This is a genomic window from Saccharopolyspora griseoalba, assembly GCF_042665275.1.
Taxonomy (GTDB): domain Bacteria; phylum Actinomycetota; class Actinomycetes; order Mycobacteriales; family Pseudonocardiaceae; genus Saccharopolyspora; species Saccharopolyspora griseoalba.
Genome location: NZ_JBHTCJ010000012.1, coordinates 1 through 18,311 on the forward strand (window position 1 = coordinate 1; position 18,311 = coordinate 18,311).

16 protein-coding genes and 1 pseudogene are annotated in these 18,311 nt (G+C 73.0%); 11 read left to right on the top strand and 6 right to left on the bottom strand.

Annotated features, from left to right (window positions below; all coding sequences use genetic code 11):
* Nucleotides 1-184 (bottom strand): annotated as a pseudogene (locus ACFQRI_RS20660) (DNA-binding protein); the annotation flags it as partial.
* A 257-nt stretch (nt 185-441) separates the two neighbouring features.
* Between ACFQRI_RS20660 and ACFQRI_RS20665 the strand changes: the two are divergent.
* The 5 genes from ACFQRI_RS20665 to ACFQRI_RS20685 all read left to right on the top strand — a co-directional run bounded on the left by ACFQRI_RS20665 (nt 442) and on the right by ACFQRI_RS20685 (nt 6,014).
* Entirely contained in the window at nt 442-1,638 is a 1,197-nt protein-coding gene (locus tag ACFQRI_RS20665) for a class I fructose-bisphosphate aldolase (protein ID WP_380671113.1), read from the top strand.
* A 500-nt stretch (nt 1,639-2,138) separates the two neighbouring features.
* Complete coding sequence (locus tag ACFQRI_RS20670; protein WP_380671115.1) at nt 2,139-3,578, top strand: DNA-binding protein; 1,440 nt, start codon at nt 2,139-2,141, stop codon at nt 3,576-3,578.
* Nucleotides 3,579-3,908: 330 nt separating this feature from the next.
* Nucleotides 3,909-4,991 carry an S-(hydroxymethyl)mycothiol dehydrogenase gene (locus ACFQRI_RS20675; protein WP_380671117.1) on the top strand — a complete coding sequence of 361 codons (1,083 nt, stop codon included), beginning with the start codon at nt 3,909-3,911 and terminating at the stop codon, nt 4,989-4,991.
* Nucleotides 4,991-5,620, top strand: coding sequence for an MBL fold metallo-hydrolase (locus ACFQRI_RS20680; RefSeq protein WP_380671119.1), 630 nt, complete (start codon nt 4,991-4,993; stop codon nt 5,618-5,620). Before ACFQRI_RS20675 ends, ACFQRI_RS20680 begins: the two co-directional genes overlap by 1 nt.
* A gap of 154 nt (nt 5,621-5,774) precedes the next feature.
* Nucleotides 5,775-6,014, top strand: a complete 240-nt coding sequence (locus tag ACFQRI_RS20685; protein WP_380671121.1) for a Rieske (2Fe-2S) protein — start codon at nt 5,775-5,777, stop codon at nt 6,012-6,014.
* On the opposite strand, the gene ACFQRI_RS20690 is transcribed toward ACFQRI_RS20685, so the two are convergent.
* Complete coding sequence (locus ACFQRI_RS20690; RefSeq protein WP_380671123.1) at nt 5,968-6,981, bottom strand: transketolase family protein; 1,014 nt, start codon at nt 6,979-6,981, stop codon at nt 5,968-5,970. The genes ACFQRI_RS20685 and ACFQRI_RS20690 overlap by 47 nt on opposite strands.
* 193 nt (nt 6,982-7,174) lie before the next feature.
* Between ACFQRI_RS20690 and ACFQRI_RS20695 the strand changes: the two genes are divergently transcribed.
* The 3 genes from ACFQRI_RS20695 (at nt 7,175) to ACFQRI_RS20705 (ending at nt 10,045) form a co-directional block, all read left to right on the top strand.
* Nucleotides 7,175-7,837 carry a response regulator gene (locus ACFQRI_RS20695; protein WP_380671125.1) on the top strand — a complete coding sequence of 221 codons (663 nt, stop codon included), beginning with the start codon at nt 7,175-7,177 and terminating at the stop codon, nt 7,835-7,837.
* Nucleotides 7,834-8,982, top strand: a complete 1,149-nt coding sequence (locus ACFQRI_RS20700) for a GAF domain-containing sensor histidine kinase (RefSeq protein ID WP_380671127.1) — start codon at nt 7,834-7,836, stop codon at nt 8,980-8,982. The genes ACFQRI_RS20695 and ACFQRI_RS20700 overlap by 4 nt, the downstream gene beginning before the upstream one ends.
* Before the next feature lie 115 nt (nt 8,983-9,097).
* Complete coding sequence (locus ACFQRI_RS20705; RefSeq protein WP_380671129.1) at nt 9,098-10,045, top strand: Acg family FMN-binding oxidoreductase; 948 nt, start codon at nt 9,098-9,100, stop codon at nt 10,043-10,045.
* A gap of 56 nt (nt 10,046-10,101) precedes the next feature.
* Here ACFQRI_RS20705 and ACFQRI_RS20710 read toward each other — a convergent pair whose 3' ends face one another.
* A complete protein-coding gene (locus ACFQRI_RS20710) occupies nt 10,102-10,806 on the bottom strand; it encodes a hypothetical protein (RefSeq protein WP_380671131.1) in 705 nt (234 codons plus the stop codon).
* Nucleotides 10,807-11,044: 238 nt separating this feature from the next.
* Between ACFQRI_RS20710 and ACFQRI_RS20715 the strand changes: the two genes are divergently transcribed.
* Nucleotides 11,045-12,535, top strand: a complete 1,491-nt coding sequence (locus ACFQRI_RS20715; protein ID WP_380671133.1) for a bifunctional aminoglycoside phosphotransferase/ATP-binding protein — start codon at nt 11,045-11,047, stop codon at nt 12,533-12,535.
* Nucleotides 12,536-12,856: 321 nt separating this feature from the next.
* Here the strand turns inward: ACFQRI_RS20715 and ACFQRI_RS20720 are convergent, their stop codons facing one another.
* From ACFQRI_RS20720 to ACFQRI_RS20730, 3 genes are all read right to left on the bottom strand, one after another.
* A complete protein-coding gene (locus tag ACFQRI_RS20720) occupies nt 12,857-13,660 on the bottom strand; it encodes an SAM-dependent methyltransferase (RefSeq protein WP_380671135.1) in 804 nt (267 codons plus the stop codon).
* A gap of 106 nt (nt 13,661-13,766) precedes the next feature.
* Nucleotides 13,767-14,816, bottom strand: coding sequence for a PQQ-dependent sugar dehydrogenase (locus ACFQRI_RS20725; RefSeq protein WP_380671137.1), 1,050 nt, complete (start codon nt 14,814-14,816; stop codon nt 13,767-13,769).
* Between the two features lie 109 nt (nt 14,817-14,925).
* Nucleotides 14,926-15,561 carry a 50S ribosomal protein L11 methyltransferase gene (locus ACFQRI_RS20730; RefSeq protein ID WP_380671139.1) on the bottom strand — a complete coding sequence of 212 codons (636 nt, stop codon included), beginning with the start codon at nt 15,559-15,561 and terminating at the stop codon, nt 14,926-14,928.
* Between the two features lie 120 nt (nt 15,562-15,681).
* On the opposite strand from ACFQRI_RS20730, the gene ACFQRI_RS20735 reads away from it, so the two are divergent.
* Both ACFQRI_RS20735 and ACFQRI_RS20740 read left to right on the top strand, forming a co-directional pair.
* The gene (locus ACFQRI_RS20735; RefSeq protein ID WP_380671141.1) at nt 15,682-16,806 is read left to right on the top strand and encodes an NDMA-dependent alcohol dehydrogenase; all 1,125 of its coding nucleotides are present in this window, start codon (nt 15,682-15,684) and stop codon (nt 16,804-16,806) included.
* Between the two features lie 16 nt (nt 16,807-16,822).
* Nucleotides 16,823-18,262 (top strand): aldehyde dehydrogenase family protein, encoded by a 1,440-nt coding sequence (locus tag ACFQRI_RS20740; RefSeq protein WP_380671143.1) that lies wholly within the window; start codon nt 16,823-16,825, stop codon nt 18,260-18,262.
* The last annotated feature ends 49 nt before the right edge of the window (nt 18,263-18,311 follow it).

The window sequence follows — 18,311 nt, forward strand, 5'->3', positions numbered from 1 at the left end:
CCGGCGCCTCCGCCAGCAGCGGATCCACCCGGTACTGGTCGCGGCACCGCTGCCAGGACAGCGCGATCTCCGGCCGCACGCCGCGGATGTCGTCCTCGCCCCGCACGAAGCGCTCCCACGCCCCGTAGACCGTGTTCGCGCTCGGGATGCGGGAGATCGGGTCGAGCCGGTGCACTTCTGCCATCCAAGACCGCCTCTGGTCTCGCCGAGCCGACCGGACATCACCGGATGCCGCGCTGGCGGATTTGCCGCCGCAACGAAGAAAGCTAAGCCGATCGGTCCTGCGAGTGCCAGCGCCCCGGGACGACCGCGGGCGAAGATCCCACGAGCGGTGCCCTTCCCGTCACGAACGGGAGGGGACCCGGCACCAGCGGTCCGCAGCGCGCACCTTCCGGTCGTCAGCGCCGCGCAGGAAGGGGCCCGCAGCTGGCATCCTCCGCGGTGGCTGACGTGCTCCGGGCACCTCGGCGGGGAATTCGCGAGGTGCTGGAGCTGGGCGCGCCCGCGCCCCGCGAACGGCCGCCGGCCTCCGGCGCTCGTGGCGGGTCGGCCGAACCGGACCAGGCCGGAGTCGGCGGACTTCGGCCCGCGAAAGAGGAGGTCGCGGGCGTGCGGCACACCGAACTGAGCAGAACCGCCCTGCAACTCGTCGCACCGCGCAGGGGGATCCTCGCGGCGGCCGAGAGCGGCGCGCGTCTGAACGAGCGATTGGCGGCCGAGGGGATTCCGGCGGACGAGGAGCGCCGGCGGGTGTTCCGGGAGCTGGTCTTGACCACGCCCGGACTCGGCCGGTGGATCAGCGGCGCGATCCTCCACGAGGAGACCTTCCGCCAAGCCGGGCGGGACGGTGCGGGGCTGGTCGCCGCCGCGGTGCGCAACGGCGTCGTCCCGGGGATCAGGGCCGACACCGGCGCCGAGCCCCTGGCCGGTTCCGACGGCGAGCTGGTCACCGGCGGGTTGGACGGGTTGCGCGACCGGCTCGCCGAGCACGTCGCGCTGGGAGCGCGGTTCGCCGAGTGGCGGGCGGTGTTCCGCATCGGCGCGGGTCGTCCGAGCGCCGGCTGCCTGTCGGCCAACGCGCACGCGCTCGCCCGGTGCGCCGCGCTCTTCCAGGAGGCCGGGGTGGTGCCGCTGGTCGAGGTGGAGGTGCTGCCGGAGGGCGAGCACGGCATCGAGCGCTGCGCGGAGGTCACCTCCGAGTGCCTGCGCGCGGTGTTCGACGCGCTGCGCGATCAGGCGGTGGACCTGCGCGGCATCGTGCTGGCGCCGAACGCGGTGGTGCCCGGTAGCGCGTGCCCGGAGCGGGCGGGGGTCGACGCGATCGCCGACGCGACGCTGGCCTGCTTGCGCGGCGTGGTGCCCGCGGCGGTGCCCGGGATCGCGTTCCTGCCCGGTGCCCAGGGCGACGAGGCGGCCGCCCTGCACCTGGACGCGATGAACCGCAGGCCGGGTGGTGCCTGGCGACTGACGGTCTGCAGCGGCCGGTCGCTGCTCGCGCCGACGCTGTCGGCCTGGGCGGGGGAGGACTGGAACGTCGGGCGGGCCCAGCGCGTTCTGGCCCGCCGCGCCCGCTGCGAGGCCGCGGCCACCACCGGCGAGCGCGCCCGGGAGGTCGCGGGAGCAACCGCTCGGCGGTGACCGGTGGGCGCCGGGCGAGCGGCGTGGTGCTCCGCCGCGAAGGTCCGCGGCGCCGCGAGGCGGTGCGACCGCGCAGGAGGTCTCCGCTGGTTCTGCTGGGGGACGCTCGTCGGAATTCCGCGGCCGAACGGATGGAAGAAGCGCGATGTCCCGGATTCTGGGAAGTTTCGGTGATCGCCGGATTCGCGCGGCGATCACCGGGGAATCGCACCGTTCGTCGATCATCCACCGCCGTTCGCGCGGCTCCGGGAACCGTTCGTGCTCGGGCCGTTGGAAACGGGGAATTCAGGCGGCATGCTGTGGCTCTGCGAAAAGGATCAGAGCATGCTCTTTTCGGCCACAGAGCGGAGAACGTTCGCACCTCCGGCCGGTGAACCCGATCGGCCGCACGAGGCCGCCATGCCTTGAAGCGGCTCACTCCCTAGGGCTACATTGTGACCGCTGTCACTGATTGTTGGCGCCCGAGTTCCGCCCCTCTCGCACACGACAAGGAGGTCGCGATGACTGGGAGAGTGCCGCCGTTGGAGATCGTCTCGTCCGGATCCGGTGACCGCGGCGGGGGCGACTCTCTGGTGGCGACGCGGACCCAGGTCGCGCGCGCGTGGGAGAGCTTCGCGACGGGCGAGGACATCGAGCACGGCGTCCGCCCGGAGATCCTTGCTTCCTGGTACCGGTGCCGAGATCAGTACGAAGTGGACCCGGCGTTGCACGTCGCGCCGGGTGCACCGGGGTGCAACGACCACCGGCTGGACAACGACGTGATCTTCGCCAGGCTCGGCGGCTTGGGCGCGCTGGCCGGGCGCGAGGTGGAGTTCGACGGCGGCGTCGTCGCGGTGACCGACGGAGCGGGACGAGTCCTGGGTTCCTGGGGCGATCCGAGCGCGCGCAAGCGGGCCGAGATGAGCAACCTCGCCCCCTGGTCGTCCTGGTCAGAGCAGTGCACCGGGACCAACGGGATGGGCACCTCCTTCGAGGTCTCCGGCCCGGTGACGGTGACCGGTCCGGAGCACTGGTGCGAGGGCTTCCACCAATGGGCCTGCGCAGGCATCTCGATCCGGGACGTGGTCACCGGTGCGCCGGTGGCGTCGATCAACATCTCGCGGTGGAACGCGCCGATGTCCGAGCGCGTGCCGGAGTGGCTCGCGCAGGCCGCCGCGAGCGTCGAGCAGGAGATCTACCGCCGGGCGCTGTCCGAGGCCAAGAGCGTGCTCGCCGACTTCAACGGCGAGGCGTCCCGGGACGGCGGCGCGGTGATGGCCATCGACCGAGGTGGCAACGTGGTCGCGGCCAACCACGCGGCGGCGACGCTGCTCCGGCTGGCCGAGGACAGCCCCGTGGTCGGCGGCGTGGTCGAACCGGCGAACCGCTGGCAGCCGGACATCCCCGAGTTCGCCGAGGTCGTGCGCTGGGCGACCAACCGGGCGCTGGAGCGGCCGCAGTGGACCGGCCATGCCCGGTTGGCGGTGTGCCCCGGGGAGGACCCGATCCCGGTCACGCTGCGGCCGGTCGTGGCGGCCAACCACGTCGTGGGCATGTTCTGCGCCTTCGGTCAGCAGGAGGGCGAGCCCTACGAGAGCTCGGCGCCGTCCGCGGCGGTCTCGCTGCCGCGCCGGGTGATCGGCATCCGCAACGACCGGCTGGTGCTGCTGGCTCCCTCGGAGATCCGCTACGCCGAGGCCGATCGCAACATCGTGTGGTTGGGCACCGACCGCGGTCGGATCCAGGCCGCCACCCGCGGTCTGGACAACGTCGAGGAGCTGCTGACCCCGCACGGATTCCGCCGGGTGCACCGCCGCTTCGTGGCCAACCTCCGCCGGGTGGCCGAGCTGGAGCGCGGGGTGAAGGGCGAGCTGGTGCTGATCACCGACCCGCGCTCGCACGAGCTCGTGCCGGTCTCCCGCAGGCACGCGCCGGAGATCCGCCGCTTGCTCGGCGTGTGATCCCGCTCGTGGCGGCACGCCCGCCGCTGGTCCTCGCTCGTCGGCCGGTCGTGCGTCGCCGGTGCCGGATGCTCGCCGGCGGCCGGGGCTCGCGCTGACGCGACGCGCTTCCCCGCGACACCGACGAGGTGCCGCGCGACGGCGAGATCGAACCGGTCGGACGGCGAGCCCGCGCGGCGCGAAGGGGGCTCGCCGTTCGTCCGACGCATCCTCCCGTTCGTGCCGGATTGGGCTCCATCAGTGTTCAACTCGTTGTCCCTCCGCGCCCGGGCGGTGGATGGTGCTCGCAGTACGCCGGTTCTGGAAGCGTTTCGTCGGAGGGACTTTCGGATGATCGAGTCGCGTGCCGTGGTGGCACCTGGTCGCGGTAAACCGGTGGAGGTGGTGACGATCAACGTGCCCGAACCCGGGCCCGGGGAGGTCCTGGTGCGGGTGCGCGCGTGCGGCGTCTGCCACACCGACCTGCACTACCGCGAGGGCGGGATCAACGACGAGTTCCCGTTCCTGCTCGGGCACGAGGCCGCCGGGGTCGTGGAGGCGACCGGAGCCGGTGTGACCGAGGTCGGCGAGGGCGACTTCGTGGTGCTCAACTGGCGAGCGGTCTGCGGCGAGTGCCGCGCCTGCCGGCGCGGGCGCCCGTGGTACTGCTTCGACACCAACAACGCCGAGCAGTCCATGCAGCTGTCCGACGGCACGCCGCTGTCGCCCGCGCTGGGGATCGGCGCGTTCACCGAGCGCACGCTGGTGCACGCTGGCCAGTGCACGCGGGTGGACCCCGCGGCGCGGCCCGCCGTGGTCTCGCTGCTGGGATGCGGTGTGATGGCCGGGGTGGGCGCCGCGGTGAACACCGGCGGGGTCTCCCGGGGGGACTCGGTCGCCGTGATCGGCTGCGGCGGTGTCGGCGACGGCGCGATCGCCGGGGCGCGGCTGGCGGGCGCCTCCCGGATCATCGCGGTGGACACCGACCCGAAGAAGCTGGCGTGGGCCGAGCAGTTCGGCGCGACGCACGCGGTCAACGCCGCCGAGGCCGACCCCGTCGCCGAGATCAGGTCGCTGACCGGCGGGAACGGTGCCGATGTCGTGATCGACGCGGTCGGCCGCCCGGAGACCTACCAGCAGGCCTTCTACGCCCGCGACCTCGCCGGGACCGTCGTGCTGGTCGGGGTTCCGACCGCCGAGATGGAGCTCCGGCTGCCGCTGCTCGACGTGTTCGGCCGCGGTGGTGCGCTCAAGTCGTCCTGGTACGGCGACTGCTTGCCCAGCCGGGACTTCCCGATGCTCACCGACCTCCACCAGCAGGGGCGGTTGCCGCTGGAGAAGTTCGTCACCGAGGAGATCGCCCTCGACGACGTGGAGGAGGCCTTCACCAAGATGGAGCGCGGCGAGGTGCTGCGTTCGGTGGTGGTGTTCTGATGGGCATCCGCGTGGACCGCGCGATCACCTCGGGCACCTTCTCGCTGGACGGGCAGACCTTCGAGGTGGACAACAACGCGTGGGTGGTCGGGGACGACGACGAGTGCGCGGTCGTCGACGCGCCGCACGACGTCGCCGCGATCCGGGAGGTGATCGGCGGGCGCCGTGTGGTGGCGGTGCTGGCAACCCACGCGCACGACGACCACGTGCGGGTCGCGCCGGAGCTGACCGAGGCCACCGCCGCGCCGCTGCTGCTGCACCCCGACGACCTGGTGCTGTGGCGGCAGACCCACGGCAGCCGCGAGCCCGACGGGCACCTGGCGGACGGCCAGCGGATCGCGGTCGCCGGTGCGGAGCTGCACGTGCTGCACACGCCGGGGCACGCGCCGGGCGCGGTGTGCTTCGACGTTCCGGAGCTGGACGCGGTCTTCACCGGCGACACGCTGTTCGCCGGCGGCCCCGGAGCGACCGGTCGGTCCTATTCGGACTTCGACGTCATCATCGCCTCGATCCGGGACAAGCTGTTCGCCCTGCCCGGTTCGCGCGTGGTGCACCCCGGTCACGGGGACACGACGACCATCGGAGCCGAGCGGCCGCACCTCGAAGAGTGGATCAGCAGGGGACACTAGGAGCTGCTCGGCGAAGGGCGTGCGCGGCGGTGCGAGCTCCGCGCTCCCGCACCTGGACCAGCGGCTGCCGCCGCATTCCTGAACGAGGCCTAGCCGGGTGGCCCCGAGGGGCGCCGGTGGGAGGGAGCGGGCGATGGTACGGGCCACTCATCGCGTGCGCGTCTGCAGCCTGCAGGAGCTCCCGCCCGGGACCGCGCACGAGCTGCGCACCGCCTCCCCGTCGGTCGTGGTCTTCAACGTCGACGGCACCGTGCACGCCGTCGAGGACGTCCGGGCCGGCGATGCGCGGTGCCCACCGGAGGTCGAGCCGGCGCGCAGCTACGAGGTCGAGGTCATCGCGGGCGAGGTCATCGTGCACATCGAAACATCAGGTGGCGCAGGCGAGTTCGGTTGAGCACCGGTGCGCGCGGGTGCGGTACCGGTCCGGGATCGGTCGGTGCGGGCATGTGGTCGTGCGCGCGAGCTCCGAGGCGATCGGCGAGCCCGGCGGGCAACCCCCGCGCGCGGGCGCGCTCGAAAGCCGCCGCGCGCTCCGGGAAGGACTTCCGGAAGGCGTCGAACTCCGCCCGCCACACCGCGTGCTCGGCGCGACCGATGTGCCTGAGCGCCTCGCAGAGCTCGCGGACCTGCTCGGGCACGCTCGGCAGGTGATGCCGATCGCCGTCCTCGTCGGCAGCGGCGCGCACCGCGACGAAGCTGGGTTGCGGGGCGTCCGCGGCCCGGCTGAGCGCCCGGTCGATCGCGTCGACGTCGGTGCCGTCGGGCACCGCGAGGACGTGCCAGCCGCGGTCGGCGAACCGGGCCAGCTGCTCAGCGCCGTCGAGGCCCGTGCCGTCGTCGGCCCAGAGCACGGTCAACCGCCCCAGGCCGAGCCGCGCGGCGAGCGCGGCCGATCGGCTGCCGGACTCCTCCGGCTGGCAGGCGCCCAGGATCGCGTAGGTGCGGTGGTCGGTGACCTCCGGGCACCTCGCTCGGGTCATCCGCTCGGCCAGCGCCATCCCCACAGCGGTGGCCAGGCCGCGACCCGGCTCCGACGGGTGCCCCCGCTCCCGCGGTGCCGGTGCGCGGTGGGCGGTCGAGCTGAGGTCGTAGCCGAACAGGTGCAGCAGCCCGCGGAGCAGCGCCGGGCCGTGCTCGGCCGAGAGCACGAAGCGGTCGCGGTCGGCCCAGCCCGGATCGGCCGGGTCGTGGCGCAGGTGGCGGCTCCACAGCGCCCACGCCATCGGTGCCGCCCCCAGCGGGCTGCCTGGCGCTCCGCTCGCGCTCGACCGCACCGCGTCGGCGGCCAGGAAGCGCAGCGCCGCGACGGCCAGCTGGTCGGCGTCCACCGACGGCAGGGCTCGCCTCAGGACCTGGGTCATGGATCAACTCCCATCGCACCGCGCGTCGGGCGGCAGTTCGCTCGCACCCATCGGACCGCGCAGCGCGCGCGACGCACTCACCCGCCGGGGTGGGACCGCGGGTGAGGTTCGCGCTCGGTCCCCCGGCCGCGCGGTCCCGGACCTGGAACGGCGGCTCGCGCGGCGTCCTGCGACGACGCCTTAGGCTGGGTGCATGACGGCGCCGGAACCCCAGCGACTCGTGCTCGTCGACGACCACGAGATGGTGCTGCACGGGCTCGACGCGATGCTCGCGCACTTCCCGGACGAGGTCGTGATCGTCGGTCAGGTGACCACCGCTTCGGCGGCGCTGGCCGCGGTGGCCGAGCGCGAACCCGACGTGGTGCTCTGCGACGTGCGCATCGGCAAGGAGAGCGGGTTGGACCTGTGCAGGCAGATCACCGCCCAGCACCCGGGCACCAAGGTGGTCCTGCTGACCGTCTACGACGACGAGCACTACCTCTACCAGGCGCTGCGCGTGGGCGCGGCCGGGTACGTCCTCAAGCGCATCGGCGGCCAGGAGCTGGTCGAGCACCTGCGCCGGGTGCGCGAGGGCGAGACCGTGGTGGATCCGGCGCTGGCCGGGCGCGTGGCGCTGTCGGCCGCGCAGCTGAGCTCCGGGGAGTTCTGGTCCGGCGCGCACCTCGGTCTGACCCAGCGCGAGTCGGAGGTGCTCGAGCTGATCGTGTCCGGCCACTCCAACCGGGCCGTCGCGAGCAAGCTCGTGGTCAGCGAGGACACCGTCAAGACCCACATCCGCGGGCTCTACCGCAAGCTCGGCGTGGCCGACCGCAGCGGCGCGATCGCCGTCGCGCTGCGCGAGGGGCTGTTCCGGTGAGCTCGTTCGCCGGAACGATCCCCAGCGCCGCAGAGCTCGCCGAGGCGCTGCGCGCCGACGGTGCGCTGATCCACGCCGTCGACGGCCAGGACCTGCGCGTCGTCGACATCTGGCCCGAGCACCCCGCGGCGGGCGAGCTGAGGCTGCAGGTCGGCTTCGGCGTCACCGGTCTGGTCGCGCGCACCGGCAAACCCGTTCTGCTGGAATCGGATTCGCCGCGCAACGAGCTGCACCGGCGGCTGCTGGGCCTCGAACCGCGGCAGACGGTGGCCCGCATGTGCGTGCCGCTGCGCGGGCTGGACGACAGCTCGGTGGTCGGCGTCCTGGCGGTGCACCGCGGCACCGAGCGCCCCTTCGGGCGGGACGACCTGCGGGCCGCGGAGTCCTGCGCCACCGCGCTCGGACTCCGGCTGCACGCCGAGGACCTGTGGCGGGCGGTCAACCGGCACCGAACGGAGCGCGACCGGCTGGTGAAGCAGGCGATTTCGGCGCAGGAGGCCGAGCGCCGCCGCATCGCCTTCGACCTGCACGACGGCGTGACCACGGCGCTGGCGTCGATGTCGTTCCACCTCTCGGCGGCCGAGCTGACCGTCGCCGAGCTGGCGAGCGCGGGTGCCGACGCCGAGCCGGAGCTGCAGCGCGCCCGCGCCGAACTGGTCAGCGCCAGGGAGCTGGCCGACGTGGCCTACAACCAGACGAGAGCGGCCATCTCCGGGCTGCACAGCCTGGTGCTCGACGACCTCGGGCTGGTCGCGGCCATCGAGTCGCTGGTCCAGATGGCCGGGCGCGAAGGCGGGCCGAGCACCGAGCTGGTGGTCGATCCCGAAGCGGGGACCGAGGGCGTCCCCGACCACGCGGCCGCCGCGCTCTACCGGATCGCTCAGGAAGCCCTGGCGAACGCGGTCAAGCACGCCGACGCGGGACGCATCGTGCTCTCGCTGCGCCGCGTCGGCGACTCGCTGGTGCTCGGCTGCACCGACGACGGCAAGGGCTTCGCCCCCGCCGAGCGCCGCGCGGACCCCGAGAAGTCCCAGCACCTCGGACTGAGCTCGATGGCCGAGCGCTGCGCCCTGGTCGAAGCCTCCCTCCGGGTCGAATCCGCGCCCGGACGCGGGACGACGATCCTGGTCGAACTCCCGCTGTGACCGAACCTCCCCGGTGACGCCGAGCTCGGCTCGTTCGGCGCGAGATCGGGTCGATGGTCCCTGGTACGCGCCCTCCGCGGTGGCGGATCGTGGTTGGTGAGGGTGGTGGGCGGAGATGTCGGACGTGCGGGTGAGCGCGCAGGAGATGCGCGAGGTGTGCGGTTTGGCCGATCGAGCGCCGTCGTTGTTCAACTCCCAGCCGTGGCAGTGGCGCGGTGGCGGGGACTTCCTGGAGCTGCTGCTGGATCGTTCGCTGGAGCTGCCCGAAACAGACCCGGACAAGCGAGAACTGGTCATCAGCAACGGCGTCGCGCTGCAGCACGCGCTGCTCGCGCTGCGCGCGCGGGGCTGGCTGGTGAACGTCCTGCGACTGCCCGACGCGAGCGAGCCCGAACTGCTGGCGCGCATCGAGGTGCTGGGCCGCGGCGATCCGGCTCCCGGGGACGGGGCGCTCGTGCGCGCGGCGCGCCGGCGCGAGGTCGACCGCCGCGAGTACGCCCCGGTGCCCGTGCCCCCGAGCGTGCTCGCCGAACTGGCCTCGGCAGGTGCTGCGGCTCAGGTCTCGGTGATCACCGGGGACCAGCGGCGCGCCGTGGCGCAGGCCTTCGCCCGAGCGGCGCGAGTCCACGCGGCCTCCGACCGCTACCGCGCCGAGCTGGCCAGCTGGACCGGGATGGCCTCCTGGTCGGCGGACGGTGCTCCGGAGACCGGCGTGCCCTGGCGCGCGCGGGAGCACGACGACCTCGTGGTGCGGGACTTCGGCTGGGCCGAGGCCGCCGGCGTGGACCCGGCGTCGAACGGCGCGGCGGGTTGCCTGCTGCTGATCAGCACCGGTGCCGACGACCGGGATGCGCACCTGCGCGCGGGAGAGGCGCTCGGCGCGCTGCTGTGCCGGGCCGAGCTGGCCGGGCTGGCCAGCTGCCCGCTCAGCGAGGCGCTGGAGGTCCGGGGCACCCGAGCGCTCGTGCGGCGGGAGGCCTTGGCGGACGCGGGCCATCCGCAGATGATGGTGCGCGTGGGCTGGCCGCGGCCGGCCGACGGATCGCCGAGGCACCGGACCTGACGCGCGTTTCGGCCGCGGCACCCACCGGGGGTACCGCGGCCGAAACGCGCGTCAGGTCACGCAGGACCGGCGACGGCGTGATGCCGCGAGGCGATCTCCGGAACCCGTTCGCGGATGAGCAGACCGCTCAGCGCCAGGCCCCACAGCGCGGTCAACCCGAGCGGGACGTAGGCGGTCAGCGCGCTGCCCGGAGCCCAGATGCCGCTGCCGCTGAGCACGGTGATCGCGGCGAGCACGTCCACGGCGGCCACGAGCGCGGAGAGCCATCCGGCCCACTGCGGCAGGACCGAGGTGCGGGCGATCGCGATGGCGCTGGCGGCCAGCGGGAGCGCGACCGCGATGCCGCCGATCGTGGCCATCACGTGCAGCGCGGTGTAGGGAGCCGCGATCATGTCGAGCAACGCCGGGTTGGCGGCCGCGGCGTAGGTCAGCCCTCCGATGATCGAGGCGCCGAGGAACCCGAGCGCACCGGTGATGGTGAAACCGGCGAGCACCACGGCCGGGGCGTCGCTGTTTGGCTGGGCCTGCCGGAACGCGGTGGCCAGCGTGGCGCCGAACCAGACGAACATGGCCAGCGCCGCCGTGCCCAGCAGGGCGGCGGTGATGATCAAGCCGCGCGATTCGACCAGGTACAGCGCGATCGCGTCCGAGGACGCGGTGACCCTCGGGGCGCCGGTCAGCAGGATCCCCGCTGCGATGGCGAGGACGAGCGAGGCGAGACCGGCGAAGCCGCCCCAGCGCATCTCGTGACCTTCGGTCATGACTTCTCCCTGGTGAGCGAATTGCTTCCTGGAATCACCGTGCGCCGCCGGCGGTCGCGCGCACACGGTCGAAAGTCCTCAACACCCGGAACGCTGCCAGGGTCGCCCGATCGGGTGGAGCACAAAGACCTGGTTCCCGGTGGCGCGGGCGGTGCACCGCGCGGGGGCCTGAACTCGAGGCCCGCTGGGTAGCCCGTGCGCGGAGCTGTCGCACGACCCGGCCGAATGGAGCTACCGGATGCCCGACGGACCCGGAACGACCCCGGCGAACCTCATGGCGGGCGAAGGGCCGGACATCGCCCAGAGCCACAGCGCCGTGCTCGTGTTCTTCGGGGAGCGCGCCTACAAGTTCAAGAAGCCGGTCGACCTCGGGTTCCTGGACTTCAGCACCGTGGAGTCGCGCGAGCGGGCGTGCCGGCGCGAGCTGGAGCTGAACCGCAGGCTGGCACCCGACGTCTACCTCGACCTCGCGCAGGTGCTCGACGGCGACGGGCGGGTCTGCGACTGGCTGGTCGTGATGAAGCGGATGCCCGCCGGGCGCAGGTTGTCCGAGCTGGTCCGCCGCGGCGAGGAGGTCACGGCCGACCTCCGGCGGCTGGCGCGCGTGCTCGCGTCCTTCCACAGCGAGGCTCGTCGCGGCCCGGACGTCGACGCCACCGCTGGGCTGAGCGCGCTGCGCAAGCGGTGGTTCGACAACTTCAGCGGCATCGAGCCCTTCGCGGGCAACGTGATCGACCGCGGATCGCTGCGGGAGGTCGCGGAACTGGTGCAGGACTACGTCGACGGGCGGGCGCCGCTGTTCGCCGACCGGATCGATCGCGGCTGCGCCGTGGACGGGCACGGCGATCTGCGGGCCGAGGACATCTTCTGCCTGCCCGACGGTCCTCGGGTGCTCGACTGCCTGGAGTTCGACGACGCGCTGCGCTTCGTGGACGTCCTCGACGACGCGGCGTTCCTGGTGATGGACCTGGAGCGGCTCGGATCGCCGGCTCTGGCCGCGGAGTTCTCGCGCGCCTACCGCGAGTTCTCCGCGACACCGGTGGTGAGGACCCTGGAGCACCACTACATCGCCTACCGCGCCTTCGTGCGCGCGAAGGTCGCCTGCGTGCGGCGCGCCCAGGGAGTGGAGCGCGCCGCGGGCGAAGCCCAACAGCTCCTGGGCATCTCGCTGGAGCACCTGCGCGCCGGCTTGCCGAACCTGGTGCTCGTCGGCGGGCTGCCGGGCACCGGGAAGACGACGATCGCCGGGTCCCTGGCCGATCGCCTCGGTGCGGTCCTGCTGCGCACCGACGTGATCCGCGGGGAGCTGCCGGAGCTGGCCGGACTGCCGGGCGACAGCGGCTACGGCCGCGGCCGCTACGACCCGGAGAAGGTGCACCAGACCTACCGGGTGATGCTCGACCGGGCGCGAACGCTGCTCGGGCTGGGCGAGCACGTGGTGCTCGACGCGAGCTGGAGCAGCGCGGCCGAACGCCGAGCCGCGCGCGACCTCGCCGGCGCCACCTGCTCGCGAACGGTCGAACTGCGCTGCGCGGCGCCGCCGGAGATCACCGAACCCCGCATCACCACCCGCGCCGACGCCTCCGAGGCGACGCCGGAGATCGCCGCCCGGATGCGCGCGGACTTCGCGCCGTGGCCGGAGGCCACCGAGATCGACACCGCGGGGCATCCCGAATCGGCCGAGCAGGCGGCGTGGGAGGCGCTGTCCGGAGCCACCGGCACGCGTTGAACTCCGCTGGGACGCGCGCGGCGACGGCGGTTTCGCACGAACTCCCGCGGACGCGCTCGGCCCGCAACGTCCTCCACGCCCCGACCGCCGTCCCGCCGACGCGGAGGACGTCCCGAACGCCGAGGTCGCCCTCCCGAGCTCGCCCTCCCGCCCGATGCGACTCCCGCAACCGGACTCACAGAGGCACCAGCAACGAACACCCCGATCGGTTGAACCTCAGAAAACCCTCGAATTCCGCCCTCGAAGTTCAAGGGTTTTCAGCCGGCGGAATTCCCTCGAACTTGGTCCGGTCGCAGTCCTCGGGGGTGTCCGGTGCGGAGGTCAGGGGAGTCGTCCTACCGCGCCGTAGCCGTTGGCGGGTTGCTCGGTGTTGGGGGTGGGCCAGTGGTTGATCGGGGTGAGGCCCGGTTCGACCAGGTCGTAGCCGTCGAGGAGAGCGGCGATCTGGGCGTGGTCGCGGATGTTCAGGGGAGTGGGCGTGGTGCTGTAGATCTGCCTGCCGCGCCGGACCTCGTCCTCGGTCATGGTGGTCGTGGCCGCGTGCGACAGGGCCGCGTAGCTGCCCGGTGCGCAGGTCCCGCGGTAGGCGGCGAGGATTCCCGCCGGATCGTCGGAGTCGGGGACGAAGTGCAGGATGGCCACCGCCAGCACCGCCACCGGCCTGGTGAAGTCGAGCAGGTCGGCAACGCCGGGAGCGGTCAGGACCTCCTGCGGGTCGCGGATGTCCGCGCGGGTGACGCTGACCCGGGACTCGTGAACGAGCATCGCGCGGGCGTGCGAGACGGCCACGCTCTCGTTGTCGACGTAGGCGACCTTGGCGCGAGGGTTGTGCCGGTGGGCGATCTCGTGGACGTTGCCGACCGTGGGGATGCCCGACCCCAGGTCGAGGAACTGATCGATGCCCGCTTCGGACAGGTACGTCACGACTCGGCCGAGGAAGGCGCGGTTCGCCCTGGCGAACGCGCCGATCTGCGGGGTGACCGCCAGCGCCCGCTCGGCGGCCTCGCGGTCCACCGCGAAGTTCGCCGCTCCGCCGAGGAAGTAGTCGTACATCCGCGCCACGTTGGGTGCGTCCGTGTCCGCGTCCGGTCCGATCGTGCGCGCGTCGTCCTGTTCCTGGTGCATGCGAACCTCCCGAGCTCGGCCGCGGGAGAGGGTAACCGCAGCGCGCTCGAAAGATCGAGAGCTCGGCGAGGGATTCCGGGTGCCGCGCGCCCTCGCGCTGCGGCGGTCAGGGCGCGGGCAGCGCCAGCATCCGGTCGTCGCCCGGTTCCGGATCGCCGCGGCCGTCGGTGTTGCTGGTCAGGATGCGCAGCTCGCCGTCCGGTGCGATCGCGACGTCGCGCAGGCGGCCGAACCGATCGGTGAGCAGTTCGCGCGAACGCGTCGGGTCGGTCAGCGGCACCACGCGCAGCCGCTCGCCGCGCAGGTTCGCGATGTAGATCGAGGTGCCGTCGATCGCGATGCCGCTAGGGCTCGCCTGCGAGGGAGTCCACTGCTGGACGGGGTCGACGAGCCCGTCTCGCCCGGCGATGCCCTCGGCCATCGGCCAGCCGTAGTTGGCGCCCGGTTCGATGACGTTGAGCTCGTCCCAGGCGTCCGCGCCGAACTCGGAGGAGTACAGCGTTCCGTCGGGAGCCCAGGCGAGCCCTTGCGGGTTCCGGTGCCCGTAGCTGTAGACCAGCGATCCGGGGAACGGGTTGTCCGCGGGGACGCCGCCCTCGGGAGTCATGCGCAGGATCTTGCCCCCGAGGCTGCGCAGGTCCTGCGCGTTGGAGCTGGTCCCGGCATCGCCCGCGGTCGCGTAGAGCATCCCGTCGGGCCCGAAGGCGATGCGCCCGCCGTCGTGGTAGCTGGCCGCCGGAATCCCGTCCAGCACTGTCTCGGCGGCTCCGAGCCGCAACGAGCCCGGTTCGCCGATCAGCGGGTAGCGGTGGATTCGGTTGGTCTCGGCGCCCGTCGAGTAGGCGTAGAGGAACCCGTCGCGCAGCGCCAGCCCGAGCAAGCCGCTCTCCCCGACGGCCTCCACCCCGGCCACCGAACCGATCTCCCGCGCCCGGCCGGCCGCGATCTCCACGATCCGCCCGGTGTCCCGCTCGCTGATGATCGGGGTCGTCCCGGCGAACACCACCGACCACGGCGTCTCCAGCTGGTCGACCACCGTCCGGACCCCGTCGACGTCGGCCGCTCGCGACCCGGATTCCGGGGCGGCGGTGCAGGACAGCAGCATCAACCCGGCGAGCACCCCGGCGATCCGGATCACCGCGCGCGACCGCACCATGCCTCGCCCCCAACCCGGGAACCGCCCCGTTGCCGGCGCCCCGATGCGACGCCCGACCTCACCGTAGAACACCGTCGGGTCCGGTGGGGCCCGCAGAACCGGGCGCGAGTCAGCACCGGTGGAATTCCCAGACCTCGGCGGACGCGCGCAGAGCGGGCAGGAGGCTGCGCCAGGCCGGCGAGAAGTCGAGTTCGACGGCGGCGACGCGCTGGGGCACCGAACACCCCGCGGCGCGGAGCCGGCCGGCGCCCAGGATCGCGGCGGCGGTGCTCCGCACCCGGTCGGCGTTGGCGTGGGCGAGCACGGTGCGGAGGCCGTCCAGGCCGTCGGACCCGCCGCTGTCGTGGAGGTGGAGCTCGGCGGCCGGGACGTCCCCGAGCAGCGCCGACGGGCGCTGGGGAGGGTTGACCGCGAGCAGGTCGGCGCGCGGTTGTCCCGGTTCGGACCAGTCGGCTTCGCGGAGGTCCAGGCGGTCGGCGGCTTCGGCGCCGAGGATCCCGAGCACGTTGCGCCGGGTGTCGGCGAGAGCGGCCGGGTCGTGGTCCTGCGCGATGACCCGCTCGGCACCGGAGCGGAGCGCGGCGATGGTGACCAGGCCCGCTCCGCAGCCCGCATCGAGCACGACCTGGTCGCGGCAGTCGGTCGCGGCGGTGGCCAGGAGCGCCGAGAACGCCGAGGGGCGGTGCACGCCGGGGCTGGTGCGCAGCTCGGCGCCGAGCGCGGTCCAGTCGTCGATCGTTCGCACGCGCCCCATCCTGCCCGGCCGGTGTGCACGAATTGGCGAGCGGTCGTGCGCGGATTGGTGAGGCGCCCAGCGGGCGGCGGGGTTGTACTTGGCCGAACTCGGGCAGTTCCGGAGGTACCAATGCCGATCACCACCCGCACTTCCATCATCCGCAACTCGCCGGGGCGCTACGAGACCGTCGAGGTGGAGCTCGACGATCCGCGCCGGGGCGAGGTGACCGTCAAGCTGGCCGCGTCCGGCCTGTGCCACTCCGACGACCACGTCGCCACCGGTGACGTCCCGGTCGGGGTCTACCCGTACGCCGGCGGGCACGAAGGGGCCGGTGTCGTGACCGCCGTCGGTCCCGACACGCCAGGCTACGAGGTCGGTGACCACGTGGTGTTCTCGTTCCTGCCGGCGTGCGGCAAGTGCGAGTTCTGCGCGCGGGGCCTGTCGAACCTGTGCGACCTGGGCGCTTCGCTGCTCACCGGGGCGCGCGCCGACGACCCGTCGAGCTTCCGGATGCACCTCGACGGTCAGCCGGTCGGCCAGCAGTGCGGCATCTCGACCTTCAGCGAGCACACCACCGCCTCGGTGGATTCCGTGGTGAAGATCGACAAGAGCATCCCGCTGCGCTCGGCAGCGCTCGTGGGCTGCGGTGTGCCCACCGGCTGGGGATCGGCCGTCCGGTCGGCCGACATCCAGCCCGGCGACGTCGCGATCGTGATGGGCATCGGCGGCATCGGGGTGAACGCGCTGCAGGGCGCGGCTCACGCCGGCGCGAAGACGATCATCGCCGTCGACCCCGTCGCGGACAAGGAGACCTGGGCCAAGCAGTTCGGCGCCACGCACTTCTGCACCACCGTCGACGAAGCCGCCGAGCACGCGCGGTCGATCACCAACGGGCAGGGCGCCGACGCCACGATCGTCACCACCGGCGTGCTGCGCGGCGAGCAGATCGGCGAGGCGCTCGCCTCGATCCGCAAGGCCGGAACGGTCGTGGTCATCGGGCTCGGCGACATCACCGCGGTCGGCGCGCCGATCGCGCTCGGCGACCTGACGCTGATGCAGAAGCGCCTGCAGGGCTCGCTGTTCGGCGAGTCCAACCCGCGCCGCGACATCCCGAACCTGCTGCGCATGTACCAGGCGGGCCAGCTCAAGCTGGACGAGCTGGTCACCCGCACCTACACGCTCGACCAGGTCGCCGAGGCCTACGACGACATGCACGCGGGCCGCAACCTGCGCGGCGTCATCGTGTTCGACTGATCGGGAGGATCCCTTCGTGCGCACCGACATGCACATCAACGGCAAGTGGACCGGTGGCAGCGGGAGCACCTTCGCCACCAGGAACCCGGCCACCGGCGAGGTCATCGCCGAGCTCCCCGAGGCGACCCCCGCCGACGTCGAGGCGGCCGTGGAAGCGGCCGCGGCGGCTTTCGAGGCTCCGGAATGGGCCGGGATGCTGCCCGCGCAGCGCGCCAAGGTGCTGCTCCGGGGCGCCGACCTGCTGGAGCAGCGGGCCGACGAGTTCGCCCGCTTGGAGACCACCGACCAGGGGCAGCCGCTGGCGATCAGCGCCGGGTTCTCGGTCCCCAACGCCGTCGAGCACCTGCGCTACTACGCGGGTTGGGCCACCAAGATCACCGGCACCACCGCGCCGCTGTCGGTTCCCGACGTCGACCACCGCACCCGGCGCGAACCGCTGGGCGTCTGCGGGTTGATCACGCCGTGGAACTTCCCGCTGATGATCCTGGTCTGGAAGCTCGCCCCGGCGCTGGCCGCCGGCAACACCGCGGTGATCAAGCCCGCCGAGCAGACGCCGCTGACCACGCTGCTGCTGGCGGAGGTGCTCGACGAGGCCGGCGTCCCGCCGGGCGTGGTCAACGTCGTCACCGGCGGGCCCGAGGCGGGGCAGGCGCTGGTGCGCCACCCGAAGGTCGCCAAGATCTCGTTCACCGGTTCCACCGCCGTCGGTCGCGAGATCGCCGCCGAGGCAGGCCGGGCGCTCAAGAAGGTGTCGCTGGAGCTGGGCGGCAAGGCACCGAGCATCATCGCCGCCGACGCCGACATCGACGCGGTCGTCGAGGGCAACCTGATGAGCGGTCTGCTCAACTCCGGGCAGGTGTGCGCCGCGGCGACCCGGTTCTACGTGGACAGCTCGCGGGCCGACGAGTTCGCCGAGAAGATGGCGGGCGCGGCCGGTTCGATGAAGCTCGGGCCCGGTCTCGACGAATCCACCCAGCTGGGACCGGTGGCCTCGCTGGAGCAGTTGGAGCAGATCGACCGCTACGTCGACATCGGCCGCTCCGAGGGCGCGCATCTGCTCACCGGCGGCGGCCGGGCCGACGGGGAGCTGGCCAACGGCTACTTCTACCGGCCCACGGTCTTCGGCGGGGTCGCGCAGGACATGCGCATCGCCCGCGAGGAGATCTTCGGACCGGTGCTGTCGGTGCTGCCCTACGACGATCCCGAGGAGCTGGCACCGCGCGCCAACGACACCGAGTACGGGTTGGCCGCCTACGTCTGGAGCCGCGACATCGGCACCGCGAACCGGCTCGCGCACCAGGTCAAGGCGGGCACCGTGTGGATCAACATGCCGCCGCTGCTGGACGCGGGTGCGCCGTGGGGCGGGATGAAGGCCTCCGGAGCGGGTCGCGAGATGGGCTGGGAGGCCGTCGAGGCCTTCACCGAGGTGAAGAGCATCTGGACCAGCTTGTCCTGACCCGGGCGGTCGGCCGGAGGTCGCGCGCGGCAGGTGCGCGACCTCCGGC